Raw genomic sequence first — 21,614 nt, 5'->3', positions numbered from 1 at the left:
TTATATCAACGGGAAGTAGCTCAGCTTGGTAGAGCACTTGGTTTGGGACCAAGGGGTCGCAGGTTCGAATCCTGTCTTCCCGATAGATAATAATTTTCACACGGGGCCTTAGCTCAGCTGGGAGAGCGCCTGCTTTGCACGCAGGAGGTCAGCGGTTCGATCCCGCTAGGCTCCATTTCATTTGAATAATGAATATCTTTTTTCGCGGTGTAGCTCAGCTGGCTAGAGCGTCCGGTTCATACCCGGGAGGTCGGGGGTTCGATCCCCTCCGCCGCGATTTTTAAAGAGCCTGGACCTTTAGCTCAGTTGGTTAGAGCAGACGGCTCATAACCGTCCGGTCGTAGGTTCGAGTCCTACAAGGTCCATAGTGACGTTGTAAGTTCCATATTGGAGGATTACCCAAGTCCGGCTGAAGGGAACGGTCTTGAAAACCGTCAGGCGGGTAAAACCGTGCAAGGGTTCGAATCCCTTATCCTCCTTACTTTGTGAGTTACTATAAAGTAGTTGATTCGCAAATTATATTATCGCGGGATGGAGCAGTCTGGTAGCTCGTCGGGCTCATAACCCGAAGGTCGTAGGTTCAAATCCTGCTCCCGCAATTGACTTTGAATTTTCAAAGTCGACAATTAAAAAAACTAAAATCATGGTTTGGTAGTTCAGTTGGTTAGAATGCCTGCCTGTCACGCAGGAGGTCGCGGGTTCGAGTCCCGTCCAGACCGCCATGCGGGTGTAGTTTAGTGGTAAAACCACAGCCTTCCAAGCTGTTGTCGCGAGTTCGATTCTCGTCACCCGCTTTTAGTTTTTTTATGGGCCTATAGCTCAGCTGGTTAGAGCGCACGCCTGATAAGCGTGAGGTCGATGGTTCGAGTCCATTTAGGCCCATTAGTACAAAATCTTATTGGTTTTGGGGAAGTACTCAAGTGGCTGAAGAGGCGCCCCTGCTAAGGGTGTAGGTCGGGAAACCGGCGCGAGGGTTCAAATCCCTCCTTCTCCGTTTCAATATTTTACCTGGCCCGTTGGTCAAGCGGTTAAGACACCGCCCTTTCACGGCGGTAACACGGGTTCGAATCCCGTACGGGTCATGATTATAGTTTTATATTGGAGGATTACCCAAGTCCGGCTGAAGGGAACGGTCTTGAAAACCGTCAGGCGGGTAAAACCGTGCAAGGGTTCGAATCCCTTATCCTCCTTTCTTTGAGAGTTACTACAAAGTAGTTGATTCGCAAATTATATTATCGCGGGATGGAGCAGTCTGGTAGCTCGTCGGGCTCATAACCCGAAGGTCGTAGGTTCAAATCCTGCTCCCGCAATTGACTTTGATTTTTCAAAGTCACCAAATAAGAAACTAAATATGGTCTGGTAGTTCAGCTGGTTAGAATGCCTGCCTGTCACGCAGGAGGTCGCGGGTTCGAGTCCCGTCCAGACCGTTTGGCTCGGTAGCTCAGTTGGTAGAGCAATGGATTGAAGCTCCATGTGTCGGCAGTTCGATTCTGTCCCGCGCCATAATGCGGGTGTAGTTTAGTGGTAAAACCACAGCCTTCCAAGCTGTTGTCGCGAGTTCGATTCTCGTCACCCGCTTTTAGTTTTTTTTATGGGCCTATAGCTCAGCTGGTTAGAGCGCACGCCTGATAAGCGTGAGGTCGATGGTTCGAGTCCATTTAGGCCCATTAGTTTCACCTGGCCCGTTGGTCAAGCGGTTAAGACACCGCCCTTTCACGGCGGTAACACGGGTTCGAATCCCGTACGGGTCATTAAAGATACTTTCTAAAGTATCTTTTTTTATTTGTAAGAATGATTTCAAAAGACTTAAGATAGTTATCGTAGGCGATGATTGTTTTAGGTCTTTTTATTTGATTCTATAGGTGATCAGAAATAGAATGAAAAAAATTTGATTCTGCTGAAAAGGATTTGTTGTATACTTATGCTCCTAAACTTTGAACCTTTTTTATTTGCTATTCTTTAAACATGTAGCATAGTGAAGCGAAATGATTACCTGGGATAAAGGAAATAAACAGCATAATCAGTGAACTATTCAAATTTTTAAGTAATTACGTTAAAAAAACAAGCGTAAATTTCAAATATCTGCTATACTTGGTTCGTTGCAAGTTCCCGAGAGGATCCGTCATCGACGGAGATGCCTTGTAACCGAATTTAACTAGGGGGAATCACTATGGGAGAAAGACATTTATTTACCTCAGAATCTGTTTCTGAAGGACATCCAGATAAAGTTGCTGATCAAATCAGTGATGCGATCTTGGATGCAATTTTAGCAAAGGATCCAAATGCACGTGTGGCTTGTGAAACATCTGTTACCACTGGTCTTGTATTGGTATTTGGAGAAATCTCAACCACTGCCTACGTGGATATTCAAAAAGTGGTACGTCAAACGATCAAAGAGATTGGCTACACACGAGCAAAATTTGGCTTTGATGGAGATACAGTAGCTGTATTAGCTGCAATTGATGAACAATCACCAGATATCGCTCAAGGTGTTGATGAAGCACTTGAGATTCGTGACGAAGCGAAGAGAGATGTATTGGATGAGATCGGTGCTGGAGACCAAGGATTGATGTTTGGTTTTGCAGTCGATGAAACACCTGAATTAATGCCTTTACCAATTGCATTAAGCCATCGTCTAGTTCGTCGTTTAGCTGATTTACGTAAATCCAATGAATTAACTTATCTACGTCCAGATGCAAAATCACAAGTAACAGTTGAATATGATGACAATGGTCAGCCAGAACGAGTGGATACCATCGTTATTTCAACACAACATGATGATGCAGTGGACAATGAAACAATTCGTCATGACGTCATTGAAAAAGTAATAAAAGAAGTTATTCCAGCTGAATTACTTGATGACAACACAAAATACTACATCAATCCTACTGGTCGCTTTGTTATTGGGGGACCTCAAGGAGATGCTGGGTTGACGGGAAGAAAAATCATCGTTGACACATATGGCGGCTATGCTCGTCATGGTGGTGGAGCATTTTCTGGGAAAGATGCTACTAAGGTTGACCGTTCAGCAAGTTATGCCGCTCGTTACATTGCGAAAAACATTGTAGCAGCTGGTTTGGCAAGAAAAGCTGAAGTTCAGTTAGCCTATGCGATCGGTGTTGCACAACCTGTATCTATTTCAATCAATACTTTTGGTACGTCAACTGTTCCAGAAGAAGACTTGATTGCCGCTGTGAGAGAAAACTTTGATCTACGACCTGCAGGTATTATTGAAATGCTTGATTTACGTCGTCCAATTTATCGTCAAACAGCAGCTTATGGTCATTTCGGTCGTACGGATATCGAATTGCCATGGGAAAAAACAGATAAAGTTGATGCAATTAAAGCAAGCTTAGCAAAATAGCTTTTTGATGGCTGGAATGGTTCTCTTTATGGGATCATTCCAGTTTTTTTTATCCAAACGACTGAAGAGAAATCCATGGTCGTTTTTGATTCGTGTTTTTGATAAATGATAAAGCCTATTTTTTTTGGCTAAAATTTATTTGGCAACAATAAAAAAAGGAGGAATAAGATGAAAAGAGAAACAAACGTCAAATTAGTAACGATCAGTGTGTTTATTGCAACTTTCATGACAGCAATTGAAGGAACGATCGTGACCACTGCGATGCCTACGATCGTCGGCTCTCTTCACGGTATGGAGATCATGAATTGGGTATTTTCGATTTATTTACTAACGAATGCGATGCTGACACCGATCTATGGCAAACTTGCAGATAAAGTGGGGAGAAAACCTATTTTTATCTTTGGAACGCTATTATTTATTATTGGTTCTTTATTTTGTGGACTTTCTCAAACCATGATGGGGTTGATTGCTGCTCGTGCTGTTCAAGGAATGGGCGCTGGAGCAATGATGCCAGTGGCGTTAACGATCATTGGCGATTTATATACGATTGAAAAAAGAGCAAAAGTTTTAGGTTTGAACAGTTCGGCTTGGGGAATTGCTAGTGTTTTTGGACCATTAGCTGGAGGTTTTATTGTAGAAACGATCAGTTGGCATTGGATCTTTTTTATTAATGTACCGATCGGGCTTTTATTGATGGTTTTGATCTGGCTTTATTTGAACGAACCACAGAGAGAACATGAGTCAAAACCGATGGATCTATTCGGGAGCTTTAGTTTGATGGCGATGTTGGTTGCTTTACTTCTTGGATTTCAATTGTTAGGGGATCAAGGATTTACTCCACTAGTAGTCGGGCTTTTGATCGGAAGTCTTCTTCTATTATTTTTATTTATTGCAGCCGAAAGAAGAGCAAAAGACCCTGTGATCATGTTGCATCTTTTTGCTAATCCACTATTTGTGGTCGTGAATCTAGCAGCTGCTTTAGCTAGTGGGTTCTTAATGGGCATCGATGTGTATATCCCGATGTGGATGCAAGGGGTATTGGGGCTAAATGCTGCAGTAGGGGGATTAGTCTTAGCACCGCTTTCTCTCGTTTGGATGGTCGGTTCTTTCTTAGCAAGTAAGTGGATGACTCAAATGGCAACGAATTGGGTATTGCGAATTGGTCTATTGATTGCCTCTCTAGGCGGTGCCTGGCTCTGGTTAATGCCATTTGAAAGTAATTTTTTATGGTTCTTTGCTATTTCAACGGTCATTGGTGTAGGACTAGGAATCACCATGACTACCTCAACTGTTAGTGCCCAAAATAGTGTGTCTCGAGATCAACTAGGGGTAGCTACCTCGTTCAATACATTGGTGCGGACGATTGGACAAACTGTGATGGTGGCAGTCTTTGGCTTATTGATCAATGGAGTAACACAACGGGAGCTGAATGCGACTAATTTGACGAATGATGCAGATATCATGAATAAGCTAGTCAACCCACAAACAGCTAAAAACATTGCGTCAGAGTTAATCACGCCTTTACGGAAGATTTTATATGAAGGATTGCATCAAGTCTATTTTGTGGGGCTATTACTAGTAGTGATCGCTTTTGCATTGACATTTGTCGTTCGTGAAAAAAGTGATAGAATAAGAGAGTATTAGTACAAGAAAGTAGTACTAAATGTTACTTTGTGAGGTCGTTTGACCAATTATTTCACAACGATAACCGGTGTTAGAATAGTTGTTTTATCAAAATTTGTCATTATTGGTCAGGTCAAAAACACTATTTTTCACACCTTAGAGAGGATGTTTCAACGTGGCATTTATTCAAGCAAATATTTATTCGAATGTTTTAGAGATGGAAGTAAACCTGAATGTAATCCTTCCACAAACAACAAATAAAGTGATCGGTACGAGTTCACAACAAGCGACAACAGATGTTCCTGTCTTATACCTTCTGCACGGAATGGGAGGAAATCATAGTGTCTGGGAACGTCGGACGTCGATTGAAAGATATGTCGCAGACCATGGATTAGCGGTCATTATGCCTTCTACTGACCTAGGTTGGTATACCGACACGGCCTATGATATGAAATACTGGACGTTTATTTCAGAAGAGCTTCCCGAAATCTGTCATGAACTGTTTCCACAATTAACGACAAAAAGAGAAAAGACTTATGCTGCTGGATTATCAATGGGTGGCTATGGTGCTTTGAAACTTGGACTAGCAAAACCAGAAAATTTTGCTGCAATCATTTCTTTATCAGGAGCCATTTCAGTAGGCAATCGGATGGATGATTTATTGATGATTCGAAAGGCAAAATTCTGGGAGGGCGTATTTGGACCGTTAGATCAGATCAAAGGTTCAGTTAATGATCCTCAGTATTTATTAGAAGAATTAGTAAAGAGCGACAAAACAGCACCTCGTATCTACTTGGCATGTGGGGAATCAGATTTTCTTTATCAAGCAAATCAAGAAATGACTGATTCATTGAAAGCAAATGGAATTGGCGTAACCTTTGAACATGGTCCTGGTGAACATAACTGGGTATTTTGGGATCAGTGGATTCAACGTGCTTTGGAATGGTTATTTGAAGAAAAATAGGGGAAGAATCCTTGGTTATTCTTAGCTTTTGAGACTATTTTTCAGGACGATTGCTAAGGCTGGGACATTGTCTTGGCCTTAGCTTTTTTATAGGACGAATCATCAGGTAATAATTTGAAAGAGGTGTTTTTTTGGAAGAGATAAAGCATTGTAAAGAATCGATAGTCATTCAAACACATCGGATTTTTCCATTCGATCTTAATCCTTTTGGGTTTTTATTTGGTGGAAAATTGATGACGATGATTGATGATGCTGCGTCGATCTCTGTGACAAGACATTGTCGTAGAGGTGCAGTTACCGCTTCTTTAGACAGCTTGAATTTTTTGAAACCATTGCATGAAAACCATTCTGTGTGTGTAGAATCTTATGTAAGTGGTACTCATCATAAATCGATGGAAGTATTCGTTAAAATTATTGGGGAAAATCTGACAACTGGGGAGCGTTACTTAGCCGCAACTTGTTTTACAACATTTGTCGCTGTTCCGTCTCATATGAATGAAGAAACGGAATTTACAGTACCTAAAGTCATACCTGACACGGCAGAAGAAAAACTAGTGTGCGCAGGATACGAAAAACGTCGCAAACAGCGCTTACAAGAACGAGAAGACTACCGAGCTTTTGCTGCTCAATTATCAACAGACCTTCCTTGGTTAAAAAATGAAGGAATAGATGATTAGACCGCTTTATCTAGGATAAGTGAAATGGCTAAACTAGTAGCTAAACTGGCTATTACTTGTGGAATAGGAAGTTTTATTCACGTAGTCAACTCAAACAGTAAACAAAAAATCATGAAGGCAAGTTCGCGAACTTGCCTTCATGTCTTTTTTTGTTTACGATTCTTTTTGTACAGCCAACCCTTGAAGATAGATCGTCACGCTATCAAGAAAGAGTTGTTTTTCATTTTCTTGGTTCTGGTGAGCGGTGATACTAGCCTTTAGTCCAACTAGTGCATTTTCTTCGACATAACTTTTCATAGAAAGAATAGCATCTTTGAGTAAGTGATTACCGGTCATGATTTTGTGCCGAAGATTCTGTTCATGCTGTTGATCCATCAGTTGACCAATCAACAAGTTATGAAGAGCAAACACTGCTTGACGACTACGGTCAATCGAAAAGCCCGCTTGGATAAGAATCTGGATCATCATTTCTAAGTGTTCCAAACGATTCGCATAAGAAGGAACGGTATTGATTTCTAGCTCTGCACCACAAGGAAAGTGGGTGTAAAGGTCGTAGTAGTTTTCCATGAATTGAACAAGGCGTTCCTGCCAAGGTAAACGAGGATCGGGAATGATTAGTTCATTTTCCATGAATTCAGCCATTTTTTGGAGCAAGTCTTGCTTATTTTTGAAATACCAGTAAAGCGCAGGGGCTTTTACTTGAACTTTTTGAGCAAGGTTTCGCATAGATAGTTTTGATAGTTCTTGCGTTTCTGCCAGAATCGCAAAAGCAGATTTGATAATCATTTCTTGGGAAAGCTTTGGTTCCAAATTTAATCAACCTCTTGTATTGCAATATTTTTTTAAACATGGTAAATTGTTAGTCGGCCTTATTTTACAGTGTTAAATAAGACCTGTCAATTTTAATAAAAAGGGGTGTAACAACCAATGGGCTTAATTTTAAGACATGCAAAAAAATACAAAGTTGCTGTATTTATTTCATTGTTTTCTGTAGCGATTATGGTAAGTGCCGCATTATGGCAACCGAAGCTTTTACAACAAGTATTAGAAGCTATTATTACAGAAGATAACGACAAGATGAAAACGATCGGTGTATACTTGATCAGTTTAGCTTTGTTAGGACTAGCAGCTGGAGTTTCAAATACGATTTTTTCAGCGAAAGTGGCACAAGGGATTAGTGCTGATATTCGGGAAGAAGCATTTCGTAAAATCCAGACTTTTTCATTTGGAAATATCGAAAAATTCTCTGCTGGAAATCTGGTAGTTCGACTAACAAATGATATTACACAAATTCAAAACCTAGTCATGATTTCTTTACAATCGCTCTTTAGAATTCCATTTCTGTTTATCGGGGCTTTTGTTTTGGCAATGATGACGATGCCGCAATTATGGTGGATCATTGTCGCATTGATCGTAGCAGTTTTCTTGATTACAGCTTTATCATTTACCAGAATGGGTAAACATTTTATGATCATCCAAAAACTGATTGATAAAGTCAATAGTATTGCCAAAGAAAATCTTATGGGGATCCGTGTAGTCAAATCTTTTGTCCAAGAAGACAATCAATTGAAAGAGTTTAGTAAAGTCAGCGAAGATCTAACGAAACACAACATCATTGTGGGAACCTTGTTTTCTGTGATGATTCCATCCTTTATGTTGGCTGCTAATTTAGCAGTAGTTGGCGCAATCTTTTTTGTTAGTGATTTAGCAAAAGATGATCCAACCTTAATCGGTGGTTTGGCTTCTTTCATGAACTATTTGATGCAGATCATGATGGCAATCATTATTGGTGGAATGATGATGATGATGACATCAAGAGCTGCAGTTTCATTGAAACGGATCAAAGAGATTTTAGACACAGAACCAGATTTAACATACCAAGATGTGCCAGAACAGGATTTAACGGGATCAGTCACTTTTGATCATGTTTCTTTCCGTTATCCTGGCGATGATGCAGACACATTGAAAGACATCAGTTTTTCGATCCAACCAGGGGAAATGGTGGGGATTGTTGGTGCAACCGGAGCTGGTAAATCGACACTCGCTCAGTTGATTCCACGATTGTTTGACCCAACAGAAGGAAAAGTGGAAGTAGGCGGTGTAGATTTAAGACAAGTCAATGAAAAAAGCTTACGTCACACCGTATCCTTTGTTTTACAAAAAGCGATCCTTTTCTCTGGAACGATTGCGCAAAACTTGCGTCAAGGAAAAAAAGATGCTTCTGAAAAAGATATGGAACATGCTTCTGCGATTGCTCAAGCACAAGAATTTATCGAAAAATTAGCGGATCGCTATGAGGCTCCTGTGGAAGAACGTAGTAGTAACTTTTCAGGTGGACAGAAACAGCGGTTGTCTATTACCCGAGGTGTCATTGGTGATCCTAAGATTTTGATCTTAGATGATAGTACCAGTGCATTAGATGCACGTTCTGAAAAGTTGGTTCGTGAAGCATTAGCAAAAGAATTAAAAGGCACTACTACGATTGTGATCGCTCAAAAAATCGCTTCTGTTGTCAAAGCAGACCGGATTCTTGTGTTAGATGAAGGCAGATTAGTGGGTGAAGGAACACACGAAGAACTAGTAGCAACCAATCGGGTGTACCAAGAAATTTTCGAAACACAAAAAGGAACGGAGGAGTAGCCATGACTGATTTAATAAAAGCCAGTAAGTTTTTCTATCACTATTTAAAACGGTATAAGGTCTCCTTTTTCTTTATTTTTGTTACAGTTATCATTGCCACTTATCTTCAAGTGAAGGCGCCACAATATATCGGAGAAGCCTTTCAAGAACTAGCCAACTATGTTGGGGCTTTGATGCAAGGAGTCGATGATAAGAGTCGCTTCGTTTCCATTATTTGGAAACTATTAATGTTTTATGTTTTAGCGAGTGCCGCAAACTTCATTTACAGTATCTTATTTACGCAAGTGGTGGGTAAATCGACGAATCGGATGCGTATTGGTTTATTCAATAAACTAGAAAAATTGACGATCCGCTTCTTTGATTCTCATCAAGATGGGGAAATTCTTAGTCGATTTACGAGTGATTTAGATAATATCCAAAATAGTTTGAACCAAGCTTTGCTCCAAGTAATCACCAATATCGTTTTACTTTTTGGGATATTGATTATGATGTTCCGCCAAAATGTTGAGTTAGCTTGGGCAACAATTGCTTCTACACCAGTGGCAGTTTTGATTGCTGTTTTGATTATCCAAAAGGCAAGAAAATACGTTGATTTACAACAAGACGAAGTTGGGAAATTGAACGGCTATATGGATGAAAAAATCAGTGGTCAACGTGTCATCATCACCAATGGATTACAGGAAGAGACAATTGATGGTTTCTTGGAACACAATGAGACTGTTCGTAAAGCAACGTTTAAAGGACAAGCTTATTCAGGATTGCTTTTCCCAATGATGCAAGGGATGTCTTTAGTGAATACCGCAATCGTCATTTTCTTTGGTGGATGGTTAGCACTGAATGGGGATCTGGAACGCTCGGTTGCTTTAGGATTGGTAGTCACATTCGTTCAGTATTCCCAACAATATTATCAACCATTGATGCAAATTTCATCTGGTTATAGCATGATCCAATTAGCGATCACAGGGGCACGTAGACTGAATGAGATGTTTGCTGAAAAAGATGAAGTAAAACCAGCGAATGGTCAATCCTTTGATGGGATCGATAAAGGCTTATCTTTGGAACACGTTGATTTTGGTTATAACCCTGATAAATTAGTGTTAAATGATGTATCTATTGATGTAAATAAAGGCGAAATGGTCGCGTTAGTTGGACCGACTGGCTCAGGTAAAACAACGATCATGAATCTATTGAATCGTTTTTATGATGTGAATAGTGGTGCAGTAACGATTGATGGGACAGACATCCGTGAGTATGATTTAGATGCTTTACGAAAACATGTAGGAATCGTTTTACAAGAATCCGTCCTATTCTCGGGTACTATTCGTGACAATATTGTCTTTGGGAAACCTGATGCGACAGATGAAGAAGTGATCAATGCCGCTAAGCAGGCGAATATTCATGACTTTATCATGAATCTAGAAAAAGGGTATGAAACAGAAGTATCTGAAGAAAACAACTTGTTCAGTACCGGTCAGAAACAATTGATCAGTATTGCCAGAACGATCATTACGAATCCTTCATTGTTGATTTTAGATGAAGCAACAAGTAACGTGGACACAGTAACAGAAGCTAAAATCCAAAAAGCCATGGACGAAGCAATCAAAGGACGTACCAGCTTTGTGATTGCCCACCGGTTAAAAACGATTTTAAATGCAGATCGTATTGTTGTTTTACGTGATGGAAAAGTAATCGAAGAAGGAAATCATCATCAGTTGTTGGCAGAAGATGGCTTCTATGCTGAACTTTATCATAATCAGTTTGTCTTTGAATAATCTGTTTTTAATGAACAAATAAGCTAACTAATAGACTACTTAGAAGAGGGAATGGCTCTTTTCTAAGTAGTCTTTTTTTGCATATAGAGATCTCTTTGACTTTAGCTATTGTGAGATAAGAATCGTTATTTTTCAGACTTGTCTGAAAAAGTTGAAGTAAGCTGTTTCAAGAAACCTGTTATATTTCATGTTAAATAAGGCGCTCCTTAAAAACTATAAAAAGGCAGGTAATGGGTATGAAGGTAAAAATAAGGCAGGTGTGCTTACAATTGATGATGCTCTTGACGATTTTGGTTCCTTTGTCCAACCCGCTCTTTTTGATGGGGCCGCTAGTCCATGCTTCCTCAAATGGTCATTTCCATGTAACTGGACAACCAACAGGTTTTCAATTAGGTGAGGCTTACGGGAACAATGATAACGGTGTCCAATTGATGATCGATCCTGAAAAAGACGGCACGTATACGAGTGATTTGCCCGAAACAGGCGTTCCAAGCGATACGAATGTCCGCCTTCAAATCAATTGGTGGTTGGTCGATGACGATATTTATCCTAGTGGCGATCTAATGGCTAATGAACGCTATACGATCATTGAAAATATTCCTGACACATTATTGATTCCAGCAGGTGGTCTATCGGGTGAATTGATGGATGAAACTGGACGATTTTCTTTTGGTACGTTTTATGTAAATGAGGATCGTAGTATAGCGATCCAATTTAATACCCGTATTTATAATTTTAGTGAGATTCAGGGCTCGTTTTCTATTGATACGAGTTTTGATAATATTACCGAAGAATTGATCGTAGATTTGGGAGAATATGGTGTAGTTGAAGTGCCAATCATTGTTAAAGGAGAAGAGATCGTTGAAAAACAGGGAATTAGTTTTAATCGGGACACTGGAATTGTTGAATGGGAAGCGTTGATCAACGAAGAACATCGGGCGTTGACAAATGTGAAAATCACAGATTTCTTTGGTGATAACCAGGAATTTGTGTCAGTTAGTATCCAAAAGAAAGAAGTTGAGGATGAACAGTTCCATCCTTTATTAGCAAGTGATTATAGTCAAGCGCAACAAGACAACCAAATAACTTGGACGATCAGAAATAATGAAACACCTAAACGAACGGCTTATCGATTAATCATCCGTACCAGAGTCAAAGATCTGAGCCAACCAACTGTTCATAATCAACTCATTGTCGAAAGTGATGAATTAGGTCGGACAGAAACGAATGATGTCGAATTTGATATCGTAAAACAAGACTTTTCAAAACGAATAGCTAAAAATCCAAATGGATCAGACAAAATTGATTTTTATCAGGCGACAGATGAGCCTGGTCAACCAACGGGGAATCGCGAAGCGTATGACTATGTACTCGTGACTTGGCAAATCGACACGTATTATTACGTCGATGGTGAAAAAGACCCTATCGTCGATCGATTATCCGTCATTCCAGCAAATGCTGCGAGCCATACCTTTGAACAAAATTCACTGCAGATCACCGGAACGAATGCGGAAGGCTTTACAGTCGGTTTCAATGCAGAAAACACAGAGATGACGCTCACACCACCAGGGGATGCGAATGGCACCTACCGAATCACCTACCAAACGAGGATACAAACGACGGATGGACAGGTTTCAGCGGATACGATCCAGTTTTCCAACCATGCGATCCAAGGAAGTTTTGGTGAAGGTAGCGCTGGCGGAATCATTCCTAACCCAAGCATGCCAGGAATCGTAAAACGTGGAGTTGGGGGTGACCAGACTCAGCAGATCCAACATTGGGAGATTCTGTTCAATCAGGAAAATAAATTAGTTGAACAAGTAGAAATCCGTGATTCTTCCATCATCTTTGAAGAGGATCTCGTGCGATTGTTCGATCCTAATAACTATCACGGCTACTATGAGAACAATGTTCGTCCTTTTAAATGGATCTATTATGCTCGCTCATTACTAGAATCGACATTAGTCATCACAGATGACGTAGGCAACACATTAGAAAAGGATGTTGATTTTGAGTTGGTTTTGCATAATCTTTCTGAACCAGACGAACGATTGATGTTGCCGGATGGGAGTTATTTACATCAAGCGAATAGTGCTTATCAAACAGGGTTTACGATCCGCTTGATTGGAGATTATGAAACAACGGATCGAACCATTAAGATTCATTTTTCAACGAAAGAGCATCAGTTATCTAGTAGAGGTTATTTAAAAATCTGGGATGAAGACCCTTCTCAGTTCAATAGAAGTAATTACTATTCCAGCGATCCAGTAGTCCAAGGGATCTATCCTTGGTTAGGTGGAACGTATATCCATCCAGATATTACGTTCTTCAACTACGCCAAAGCAACTTGGCGACAAGGAGACGTTCAGTATTCTCAAGATTCAGTTGGTTATGGAACATTTGGCAATTGGCACTATAGCCTCATAAACGATGGACATAAAAAAGGGTTATTCCTACAGCCAGGGCAAAAGTATGAAGAAGCAATCGCTGAAGATGCAGAACAAGCTGATGCTGGAAATATCGGAACGTTTGAATATTGGACAGATGAAAGTTTTTCAAATGAGAGTCGACAACCGGTCTACACTGGAATCGTTGATCGCTACCAAACACTGTTTCGTCTAGAATTCAATCCTTCCAGTGGTCCATTACCAGCAGGAACCGTCATTGAAGATGATTTTTCGACCCTTGCTGGTTGGGAGTTTAAGCCAGACTCTGTTCACGTCTTTCAGGGGACCGCCAACCTAGCTGGTCCGATTGATCCTGATACGAATCAACACCGCTGGAAAATAGCGGCAGGAGATTATGCAGGGAATGAACGACTTGTGGAAGGTACGGATTATCGCCTAGAATATGATCCGCAAACACAATTGATGCGGATCGTTCTCTTAAAAGAGACTCATCGACCAATCGTTATCTTCTTCATTGCCGATTATGTTGCCACTCAAGAACTAGCTGATAATCCATTACTAGCAGGTTCTTATAAAAATATAGCGACACTGACAAGTCCTGGTGGGCGCAAGACAGAAGTAGAAACGCAAGTCACGATACCGACAGAAAGTTTAGTGATCAAGACGGGTGAAGTAGCAGACGACGGCGAACATATCACCTACCGCGTGATCGTGAATCCAGGTGGCGCCAAATACCAGAATTTGTATCTCTTTGATCTCATGGATCATGAAGAAGAAACGACGCTTCTGCTAGATCCCGATACTGGAAAATATCGAATCAACGTTTTTGAAGGAAAATACAATCCCCAGACTCAGCAATTTGAAAAAATACGCCGTTTAATTGATGAACAAGATTTTCTACTGTTGGCACCACAACAACTCTTAGTCCCATATTTGCCAGAGTACATTGGCGTAGATGGGCGAGGTGCTTATCAAATCTTTGAATGGCAAGCAAATCCAGAAAATGATACAAGTGAAGCTCATTGGATCAGTCAGCAAACAGGAAGAGCTTTAAGTGAGCCAGGTGTGAAGGCAGAAACCGCCTTTGACCAGTTAGCTGCGGACGGTTTGATCAATTTATCGCAAAAAACTGCTCATTTCCAATTAGTTGTAGGTGATAATACTGGTCAGTCAGAAGTGACAGATAAAACATTGATCGTAGAATATACTGCCCAAACAACCGCTGATTCTGTCAATAATCGTGCAGGTGTTTTCTTGAATGGAAAACAAAAAGTGACGGAAGAATCCATTACGGACATCACGACGGGCGAAGGTTATGCTTCAGGAATCCATCGAATCGTGGAATTCTATAAAGCCGATCACGAAGGAAATGACCTTACAGGTTCAGAATTCCGTTTAGAGAAAAAATCTAAAGATTTTTTCCAAGAACAATTTCCTGAAAGAGTATTAGGGACATTTACGGTAGATAATCCTACTCAGATCGGTGGTGTTCATGAAGAAGAGGCTTATGGATTGACGAACGGAATCTATCGTCTGACAGAGATTACTCCACCAGCAGGTCCGTTTGCTGTACTACCAGAGCCCATTTATTTCAAGGTACAGGCATCAGGAACGACTAGTAGAGAAGAGGAAATTTTTTTCACCGATGAACAAGGGATTCCAGTGACACAAGAACGAGCAACAATCCAATTAGACAATGGACAGTTCAAGTTGACTGTTGAAAACCGACCAAAGCCTTTCATGATCGAAAAAAATTGGGATTTTACCACGCCTAATGCGGCAGTACCAGAGGAGATCAAAGAAGATTATGAAATTACGGTCAATTTATTAAGGGAACAACGGTATGAACAAAGCGATGAGTGGCGCTTGGATGCTTCATTCACACCCATGACTTTCACTTTGAATCAGGAGAATGAGTTTAAAGTGCTGGTCGAAGAGTTAGCCGATTTAGGTGAGGATTATCGATATATCGTAAAAGAAACCAGCATTATCAATACCAAAACAGGAAAAAACCTGCAACCATATTTTGATTTAAGTAGTGGGGAAGAGGGCGATCAAGTTGATAATCTCAATAAGATCGTGAAAGATGCTAATCAGAATTGGCAAATCATCCTGAAAAATAGCACGACACCTGAAAGTACCCCTGAACGTGTCTATGTGGGATTTGAGAAACAATTTGAATTCAGCGATTTAGATTACTCGAGCATTAACTACATTACCTTTGAGTTATTTAGAAGTGTCGAAGAAGGGGAAAAGCAGAAAATCCAAACGATTCTCTTAACGCCAGGAGATACAGGTGAAGGGTTGAAATGGATCAGTAACCGCTTGGAGAAATTTACTCCAGATGGTCAAGCTTATCATTATTACATTAGAGAAATAAGTATCACGGATCACGAAGGTAGTGACCTTTCTGAACGATTTAGGCTAGCTGATACAGATTACATTTTGTTACAACCACATGAAGCTGTCCAAAACTTGGACGAAATGGAAGTCGTACCAATCATGAATACGGAAACGTCTGGCTTATTGCCAATGACAGGTGGACCTGGACTTCGCTTCTTTCTAATTGCAGCCCTCACTACCATTGTTTTATTACTAGGTTGGTTGTTCTATCGCTTGAGAAGTAAGCGAAATAGCAAATAGTAATTAGGACGGTCTGATGGCATTTCAGCAAATGAGAAAGGAGTAGAGGATATGCACAAAAAAAGAATGTTTCAATGGCTGCTGCTAGGTCTGCTGTTAGTAACCGGATTCTTCCCATATAGAGGCTATGCTACTGATCCTGAGACTGTGACGTTCATCTTACACAAGAGAGTCCTTGTAGATGAGTCGATCACAGATCCACAGACCTCTCCATCAAATGGCAGACAATTGACAGAAAATGAATTGGCTAACTTAAATGGCCTTGGTCTGAGTGTTCCTTATAATGGCGCCACGTTTCATGTCTATCATTTGACGGATTATTATCTTCAATCACAAGAAGATGCGCAAGCTTTAGCTAAACGCTTGGGACAGATGAACCCGATCCAGATCGAACAATTTATTGCAGAGCAGCAATTAGAAGAAGTGACAGGTAGTCCTGTCCTAACGCAGACTCATGCTGAATTTGGCGAAGGAGTGGGTGTGGTCGATGTTCCCAGAAAGCACAACGGTCACTATGGAATTTATCTGATCGTTGAGGATCACTCTCAGCAAACTAGTTATTTCAATGTGACAAATGCTGCACCGATAATGATTGGCTTGCCTCTAATGGACCCATTAAATGAAGTAGAGCTGACTCAGATTCATCTTTATCCTAAAAATGCTGGGTATTTTCGACAACCGTATTTTTACAAATATGGCAAAGAAGAAGACACTGAGCAGATCGAACCTCTCGAAGGTGTGATTTTTTCCCTGTTTCGTTATAACGAAGCTGGGGAAAAAATCTATTTAGCACAAAATCAGGAGGCGTTAGGGGATGTGTGGAAACAAAGTGATGATCCCTTAAACGATGAAGCAATCGCAACCTTCATCTCTGATGCTGCAGGGCGTGTCAAGATAGCAGACCATTTTTTGATCGGTGGTGAATACTATTTTGAAGAATTGCAAACTCTTCCGGGGTATGAGATCAGTGAAGAAAATCGGCAGATTCCATTATTTATCCCAAATACTTGGAAAAATGAATCAGGTGAGTTTTTATTCATGACACTTAATGAACAAAAAATGTCGGAACCTTTTTCTAATGAACAGGACGAATCGGTAGAGAAAGGACCTAGAATCTATAACATTTCACGAGCAGGAGAGTCTCAAAAGGACGATGATCTGCCAACGGATGCTGGGGGAGAACAAGGAGGAACAGCGACAGGGACGGAACAGCTATTCAATCGTCTGTTACCACGTACTGCAGAAATGAGACAAGCGCTAGCTATTTTAGGCATTGCGTTGTTATTACTGGCTTACTTGTTAAGGAAGTACATGAACAAAACTAGGAGGGAAGAAGATGACTGAAAGTAAAAAGAATAAATTCAGGATATTCGTGATGCTTGCTACGTTGTTGTTTTCGGCATTCAGTATTTTAGGAATGAGTCTTCCAGTAGCAGCAGCCCCAGAGCATGTGAATGTCACGCTTCATAAACGTGTTTGGCAGGATGAAATCCCGAAAGAAGCGTATCAACAAAATACTGGTGAACTAATGGAAAACTTTGGCGGCGATCCGTTAGACGGCGTGACATTTTCTGTCTATGATGTCACAGAACAATATTTTCGTTCTATCAGAGAGGATGGGAAAACAGCACGAGAAGCCTTGGAAAGAATCCAGTCTGATGCGGCTTTATATAAAAGAGCCCCTGATTATGCCAGTGGCCCTTTGCAGACTCAAGTGACAGCAACAGCAAGTGGCGAGACCGATCCAAACAGACAGGGGATTGCGGTCTTTGACCAATTACCTCGAAAAGATGCCCAAGGTAGAGATGCTGTTTATCTCTTTGTCGAAGAAGAATCACCAGCGAATATATATGAAATGGCATACCCACTACTTTTGGCTTTGCCAGTCTATGCTGGTGATGGAGAACTAACAGAGATCCACCTCTATCCTAAAAATATTTTGAAAGAACATTCGAAAACTTTAGTAGATAGCGGTCGGTTTAATGAAGTAACAATCACTCAAGATGGGAATCAAGTAACCTACTATGATGTTGGAACAGATGACATCTTAAATTATCTGTTGACGGTTGCTGTTCCCCGTGACTTAGGTAACAAAGCATTTTTCGAAATCACAGATACACCAACTAATGGGTTGCGACTAACGACCCCTGATTCAATCGAAGTATTGATTGATGGTGTAGCGGTACCTAGTAGTTATTTTACGATTGATACAGCTACTCCGAATGGTGGGTTTACGATTACTTTCCACATTGACAATGAGGAAGTGGTTGAATTATTACAAGGAAAAACGCTCACGATTTCTTATGACATGTCGCTCACGGGTGATGCAATCACTCAACTATCTGATAATACTGCCACAATCGATTTTGGCTCGGATCCTACGATCTTAGATGGACCAAAAGTCAAGACGAATGAGCATCAATTTAGAAAGATCAATAGTCATGATGGTAATCCATTAAGTGGGGCGGTCTTTCGGATTTTTAAAGATTCTGATGGTCAAGTATTGTACGCACGTCTGAATGAAGAGAATGTCTTGATTGGTTGGGATGATGTCGGGACAGAAATAACCTCAGGACCAGATGGCTATTTTGATATTCGGGGCTTTAAAGCGGGAACCTACACGTTGGAAGAGGTGACGGCTCCAAGTGGTTACGTCATTTTAGATCCTTATACCACTTTTGAAATTGATTCAACTGCTTCAGAGACACCTTTAGTTACGATCGAAAACCAACCTCAAGGGCTTTTACCGGAAACCGGTGGTATGGGCATCTATATTTTCCTGCTGATCGGGGGACTGATTCTCTTAGCAGCCTACGTCGTTTATCGACAAACGAAAAAAGAGCACATGTAAACAGGTTTTGAAGGAGGGAATATATAATGTCCCAAAAACAGCGACCAAAAAAGTGGCTTCGGATCGTGATGTATCTCCTTTTTTTAACAGGTGGATTAATTGCGAGTTATCCTTTTTATGTCAATGCCTTCAACCAACTCGTTGATCATTATCGTATCAATGAGTCTCAAAAAACGAAAGCAGAACAGCAACAGGCACGAGAAAGAGCCAAAAAGTATAATCAAGAACTAGCAGAAAGAGGTATGGGAGCGATCACGCTCCCAACCTATACTGGTCGGAAAGAAGCGGATCTCGCTAATTATTTAGCGAATCACTTGATTGGTTCGATCCAAATCCCTAAGATTAGGGTCAGTGTTCCGTTGTTTGACCATGCAAGCCCGACGATCCTCCAATATGGTGCTGGTGTTTTGGAAGGGACGTCCTACCCTACTGGTGGTAAAAATAACCATAGTGTGATCTCTGCCCATAGTGGGATTCCTGAAAGAAAACTTTTTACGGATCTCGATCAACTGGAGTTGGAGGATATTTTCATTATCACCTATGCAGAAGAAAAGTTGGCCTATGAAGTGAATGACATCACTATTGTGACCCCTGATGACGTTAGCTCTCTAAAAATTTATCCAGAGGAAGATCTCGTGACTTTAGTCACCTGTACACCGTATATGATCAATTCCCATCGATTATTAGTCAGAGGACATCGAGTGCCTTATACAGAAGAACTAGCCCAAAAAGAAGCGAATGCAGGACAAAGACAATGGTGGCTCAATCTCATGATCTTACTCATTTTATTGCTCTTTGTAGGAAGTCTATCCCTGTTCATTCTGCGAGTCATACGTGAAAAGCCAATAGAATAGAAAAAGACATGTTGGATTACTTGAGAGAACCAACAATGAGAAAAAGCCCATAACCATAGAAAGCTTAGTGAAAACTTTCTAGTTATGGGCTTTTTTATATTCGTCAATTAACAAAACTGTCCAAAAAACATTGATAAGCCATAAAGAAGCGAACGGAGTAATTGAACAAAGCCAATTATTTCAACATTTTTTCTTCTCCACACAATACAAAATCGGTGGATTGTTTTTTTGATTAATAAATTGATAGTTTAAAACATTATACTGATCTTGAGGGAGCATTTGACAAAACTGTTGTACCATATCCAGTTCTGATTTCCCACCTTCATGACCATAGTAGACGACGATAATCATGCGTCCTCGAGGGGCTAAACGTTTCAGTATCTCTTCCATTGCGATTTTCGTTGTTTCAGGTAAAGTAATGATTGCTTTGTCACTCTTAGGAAGATAACCTAGATTGAAAATCCCTGCTTTGATTGGTTGCTCTGGAGCCACGACATTCCCCAGTGTCTCATGACCTTGTAAATAAAGAGAGACTCGATCGGTCAATGCTTGTTCAGCGAGTTTTTCTTTCGTGGATTGCAAGGCAGCAGGTTGGATATCAAAACTGTAAACATGTCCGGTCTTCCCGACCAATTCAGCCATAAAAAGCGTATCGTAGCCATTACCCATGGTGGCATCAATAGCATGGTCACCTGGTTGCAGGATTTCTTTTAATAATGTATGGCTAAAGTGTAAAGCAGTTTGTAGCATTAGCAACGCACTCCTTTACGAACATCAAATTTCCCTTGATAACTATTGCGACGAACCAATTCTTCATCTATCGCATTCAAGACTTCCCACTTTTTCAAACTCCACATTGGTCCGATCAACGAATCCCAAGGCGCATCACCGGTAAGCCGATGGATAATGATTTCTTGAGGGATCATTTCCAATTGATCACAAATCACATTGACATAATCAGGACGGGTCATCAGTTGCAAACGACCTTCATGGTAATCACGAAGCATCCTTGTTTTGCGCATCAAGTGCATTAAGTGAAGCTTGATTCCTTGGATATCTGAATCAAGGATCGTACGTCGGACATTTTCACGCATCATTTCTAATGTTTCACCAGGTAAGCCGTTGATTAAGTGAGTGCAGACACGAATGCCATGTTTTCGTAATTTATTCACACCATCAAGGTAAGTTTGGTAGTCATGTGCGCGATTGATCAGTGTAGAGGTTTCTTCAAAAGTCGTTTGTAATCCTAATTCGACCCACAGATAAAGCCGTTCATTTAGTTCTGCGAGATAATCCACGACCGCATCTGGTAAGCAGTCTGGGCGAGTACCAATCGACAACCCGACAACACCAGGAAGGTTGATCACTTGTTCAAAACGCTCACGAATGATTTCTACAGGTGCATGAGTATTCGTGAAATTTTGGAAATAAACGATATATTGGGTTACCCCTGGCCATTTTTGATGCATCATATCGATTTCTTTATGGAACTGAATAGGTAATGGGTCTTCGGGAGCGACGATCATATCACCTGATCCAGAAACACTACAAAAAGTACAGCCCCCGTGAGCCACTGTACCATCACGATTGGGGCAGTCAAATCCTCCATCGATTGGCACTTTGAAAATTTTCCCGCCAAATTCATTTCTTAACGCATAATTCCATGAGTGGTAGCGTTTATTTCCATCTGAATATGTAAATTCCATTGTTATCCTTCTTTCTTAATGGTGCTAAATTCATCACTTTCTTCTACTCGTATTGAACGATTCAGATCATTATACCTGATGAATGACGTAAAATCTAAGCACTTTATAACGA

Annotated in this window: 13 protein-coding genes, 18 tRNA genes and 1 riboswitch; of the genes, 28 read left to right on the top strand and 3 right to left on the bottom strand. The window is 40.7% G+C overall.

What is annotated here, in order from left to right; all coding sequences use genetic code 11:
* The first annotated feature begins 9 nt into the window (after nt 1–9).
* From AB3H90_RS11570 to AB3H90_RS11465, 22 genes are all read left to right on the top strand, one after another.
* A tRNA-Pro gene (locus tag AB3H90_RS11570) sits at nt 10–83 on the top strand.
* 19 nt (nt 84–102) lie between these two features.
* Nucleotides 103–175: transfer RNA gene (locus AB3H90_RS11565), tRNA-Ala, on the top strand.
* A 28-nt stretch (nt 176–203) separates the two neighbouring features.
* A tRNA-Met gene (locus AB3H90_RS11560) sits at nt 204–277 on the top strand.
* A gap of 14 nt (nt 278–291) precedes the next feature.
* A tRNA-Ile gene (locus AB3H90_RS11555) sits at nt 292–365 on the top strand.
* Nucleotides 366–389: 24 nt separating this feature from the next.
* A tRNA-Ser gene (locus AB3H90_RS11550) sits at nt 390–479 on the top strand.
* Nucleotides 480–525: 46 nt separating this feature from the next.
* Nucleotides 526–599, top strand: a tRNA-Met gene (locus tag AB3H90_RS11545).
* A gap of 46 nt (nt 600–645) precedes the next feature.
* A tRNA-Asp gene (locus AB3H90_RS11540) sits at nt 646–722 on the top strand.
* A 1-nt stretch (nt 723) separates the two neighbouring features.
* Nucleotides 724–794: transfer RNA gene (locus AB3H90_RS11535), tRNA-Gly, on the top strand.
* Between the two features lie 14 nt (nt 795–808).
* Nucleotides 809–882 (top strand) — tRNA-Ile (locus AB3H90_RS11530).
* A gap of 24 nt (nt 883–906) precedes the next feature.
* Nucleotides 907–994, top strand: a tRNA-Ser gene (locus AB3H90_RS11525).
* 16 nt (nt 995–1,010) lie between these two features.
* Nucleotides 1,011–1,082: transfer RNA gene (locus tag AB3H90_RS11520), tRNA-Glu, on the top strand.
* An 18-nt stretch (nt 1,083–1,100) separates the two neighbouring features.
* Nucleotides 1,101–1,190: transfer RNA gene (locus AB3H90_RS11515), tRNA-Ser, on the top strand.
* A 46-nt stretch (nt 1,191–1,236) separates the two neighbouring features.
* A tRNA-Met gene (locus AB3H90_RS11510) sits at nt 1,237–1,310 on the top strand.
* Between the two features lie 43 nt (nt 1,311–1,353).
* Nucleotides 1,354–1,427 (top strand) — tRNA-Asp (locus AB3H90_RS11505).
* A gap of 3 nt (nt 1,428–1,430) precedes the next feature.
* Nucleotides 1,431–1,503, top strand: a tRNA-Phe gene (locus AB3H90_RS11500).
* A gap of 4 nt (nt 1,504–1,507) precedes the next feature.
* Nucleotides 1,508–1,578, top strand: a tRNA-Gly gene (locus AB3H90_RS11495).
* Between the two features lie 15 nt (nt 1,579–1,593).
* A tRNA-Ile gene (locus AB3H90_RS11490) sits at nt 1,594–1,667 on the top strand.
* Nucleotides 1,668–1,679: 12 nt separating this feature from the next.
* Nucleotides 1,680–1,751 (top strand) — tRNA-Glu (locus AB3H90_RS11485).
* 343 nt (nt 1,752–2,094) lie between these two features.
* Nucleotides 2,095–2,173: riboswitch (SMK box riboswitch) on the top strand.
* Nucleotides 2,171–3,364: a methionine adenosyltransferase gene (gene metK, locus AB3H90_RS11480; protein ID WP_034868017.1), complete on the top strand. Its 1,194-nt coding sequence runs from the start codon at nt 2,171–2,173 to the stop codon at nt 3,362–3,364. It overlaps the preceding riboswitch by 3 nt.
* Before the next feature lie 168 nt (nt 3,365–3,532).
* Nucleotides 3,533–5,008, top strand: a complete 1,476-nt coding sequence (locus AB3H90_RS11475; protein WP_368016751.1) for an MDR family MFS transporter — start codon at nt 3,533–3,535, stop codon at nt 5,006–5,008.
* Nucleotides 5,009–5,162: 154 nt separating this feature from the next.
* Nucleotides 5,163–5,951, top strand: a complete 789-nt coding sequence (locus tag AB3H90_RS11470) for an alpha/beta hydrolase family protein (RefSeq protein ID WP_010736957.1) — start codon at nt 5,163–5,165, stop codon at nt 5,949–5,951.
* A gap of 131 nt (nt 5,952–6,082) precedes the next feature.
* Entirely contained in the window at nt 6,083–6,628 is a 546-nt protein-coding gene (locus AB3H90_RS11465; protein WP_010736958.1) for an acyl-CoA thioesterase, read from the top strand.
* 153 nt (nt 6,629–6,781) lie between these two features.
* On the opposite strand, the gene AB3H90_RS11460 is transcribed toward AB3H90_RS11465, so the two are convergent.
* Nucleotides 6,782–7,438: a TetR/AcrR family transcriptional regulator C-terminal domain-containing protein gene (locus AB3H90_RS11460; protein ID WP_368016750.1), complete on the bottom strand. Its 657-nt coding sequence runs from the start codon at nt 7,436–7,438 to the stop codon at nt 6,782–6,784.
* Nucleotides 7,439–7,555: 117 nt separating this feature from the next.
* On the opposite strand from AB3H90_RS11460, the gene AB3H90_RS11455 reads away from it, so the two are divergent.
* The 6 genes from AB3H90_RS11455 (at nt 7,556) to AB3H90_RS11430 (ending at nt 19,796) form a co-directional block, all read left to right on the top strand.
* Nucleotides 7,556–9,268, top strand: coding sequence for an ABC transporter ATP-binding protein (locus AB3H90_RS11455; protein ID WP_034868009.1), 1,713 nt, complete (start codon nt 7,556–7,558; stop codon nt 9,266–9,268).
* Nucleotides 9,269–9,270: 2 nt separating this feature from the next.
* The gene (locus AB3H90_RS11450; protein ID WP_081128884.1) at nt 9,271–11,040 is read left to right on the top strand and encodes an ABC transporter ATP-binding protein; all 1,770 of its coding nucleotides are present in this window, start codon (nt 9,271–9,273) and stop codon (nt 11,038–11,040) included.
* A 236-nt stretch (nt 11,041–11,276) separates the two neighbouring features.
* A complete protein-coding gene (locus tag AB3H90_RS11445) occupies nt 11,277–16,091 on the top strand; it encodes a prealbumin-like fold domain-containing protein (protein ID WP_368016749.1) in 4,815 nt (1,604 codons plus the stop codon).
* Between the two features lie 51 nt (nt 16,092–16,142).
* Nucleotides 16,143–17,435: a pilin N-terminal domain-containing protein gene (locus AB3H90_RS11440; RefSeq protein WP_368016748.1), complete on the top strand. Its 1,293-nt coding sequence runs from the start codon at nt 16,143–16,145 to the stop codon at nt 17,433–17,435.
* Entirely contained in the window at nt 17,428–18,942 is a 1,515-nt protein-coding gene (locus AB3H90_RS11435; RefSeq protein ID WP_368016747.1) for a SpaH/EbpB family LPXTG-anchored major pilin, read from the top strand. Before AB3H90_RS11440 ends, AB3H90_RS11435 begins: the two co-directional genes overlap by 8 nt.
* A gap of 26 nt (nt 18,943–18,968) precedes the next feature.
* Nucleotides 18,969–19,796 carry a class C sortase gene (locus AB3H90_RS11430; protein WP_368016746.1) on the top strand — a complete coding sequence of 276 codons (828 nt, stop codon included), beginning with the start codon at nt 18,969–18,971 and terminating at the stop codon, nt 19,794–19,796.
* A 180-nt stretch (nt 19,797–19,976) separates the two neighbouring features.
* On the opposite strand, the gene AB3H90_RS11425 is transcribed toward AB3H90_RS11430, so the two are convergent.
* Complete coding sequence (locus AB3H90_RS11425) at nt 19,977–20,546, bottom strand: class I SAM-dependent methyltransferase (protein ID WP_053766190.1); 570 nt, start codon at nt 20,544–20,546, stop codon at nt 19,977–19,979.
* Nucleotides 20,546–21,502, bottom strand: coding sequence for a TIGR01212 family radical SAM protein (locus tag AB3H90_RS11420; protein WP_010736968.1), 957 nt, complete (start codon nt 21,500–21,502; stop codon nt 20,546–20,548). The genes AB3H90_RS11425 and AB3H90_RS11420 overlap by 1 nt, the downstream gene beginning before the upstream one ends.
* Nucleotides 21,503–21,614 lie beyond the last annotated feature (112 nt).

The organism is Enterococcus sp. C63, from assembly GCF_040887215.1.
Lineage (GTDB): Bacteria > Bacillota > Bacilli > Lactobacillales > Enterococcaceae > Enterococcus_B > Enterococcus_B hirae.
The sequence above is the reverse complement of the archived record's forward strand: the minus strand, read 5'-3'. Positions and strand labels throughout refer to the sequence as shown.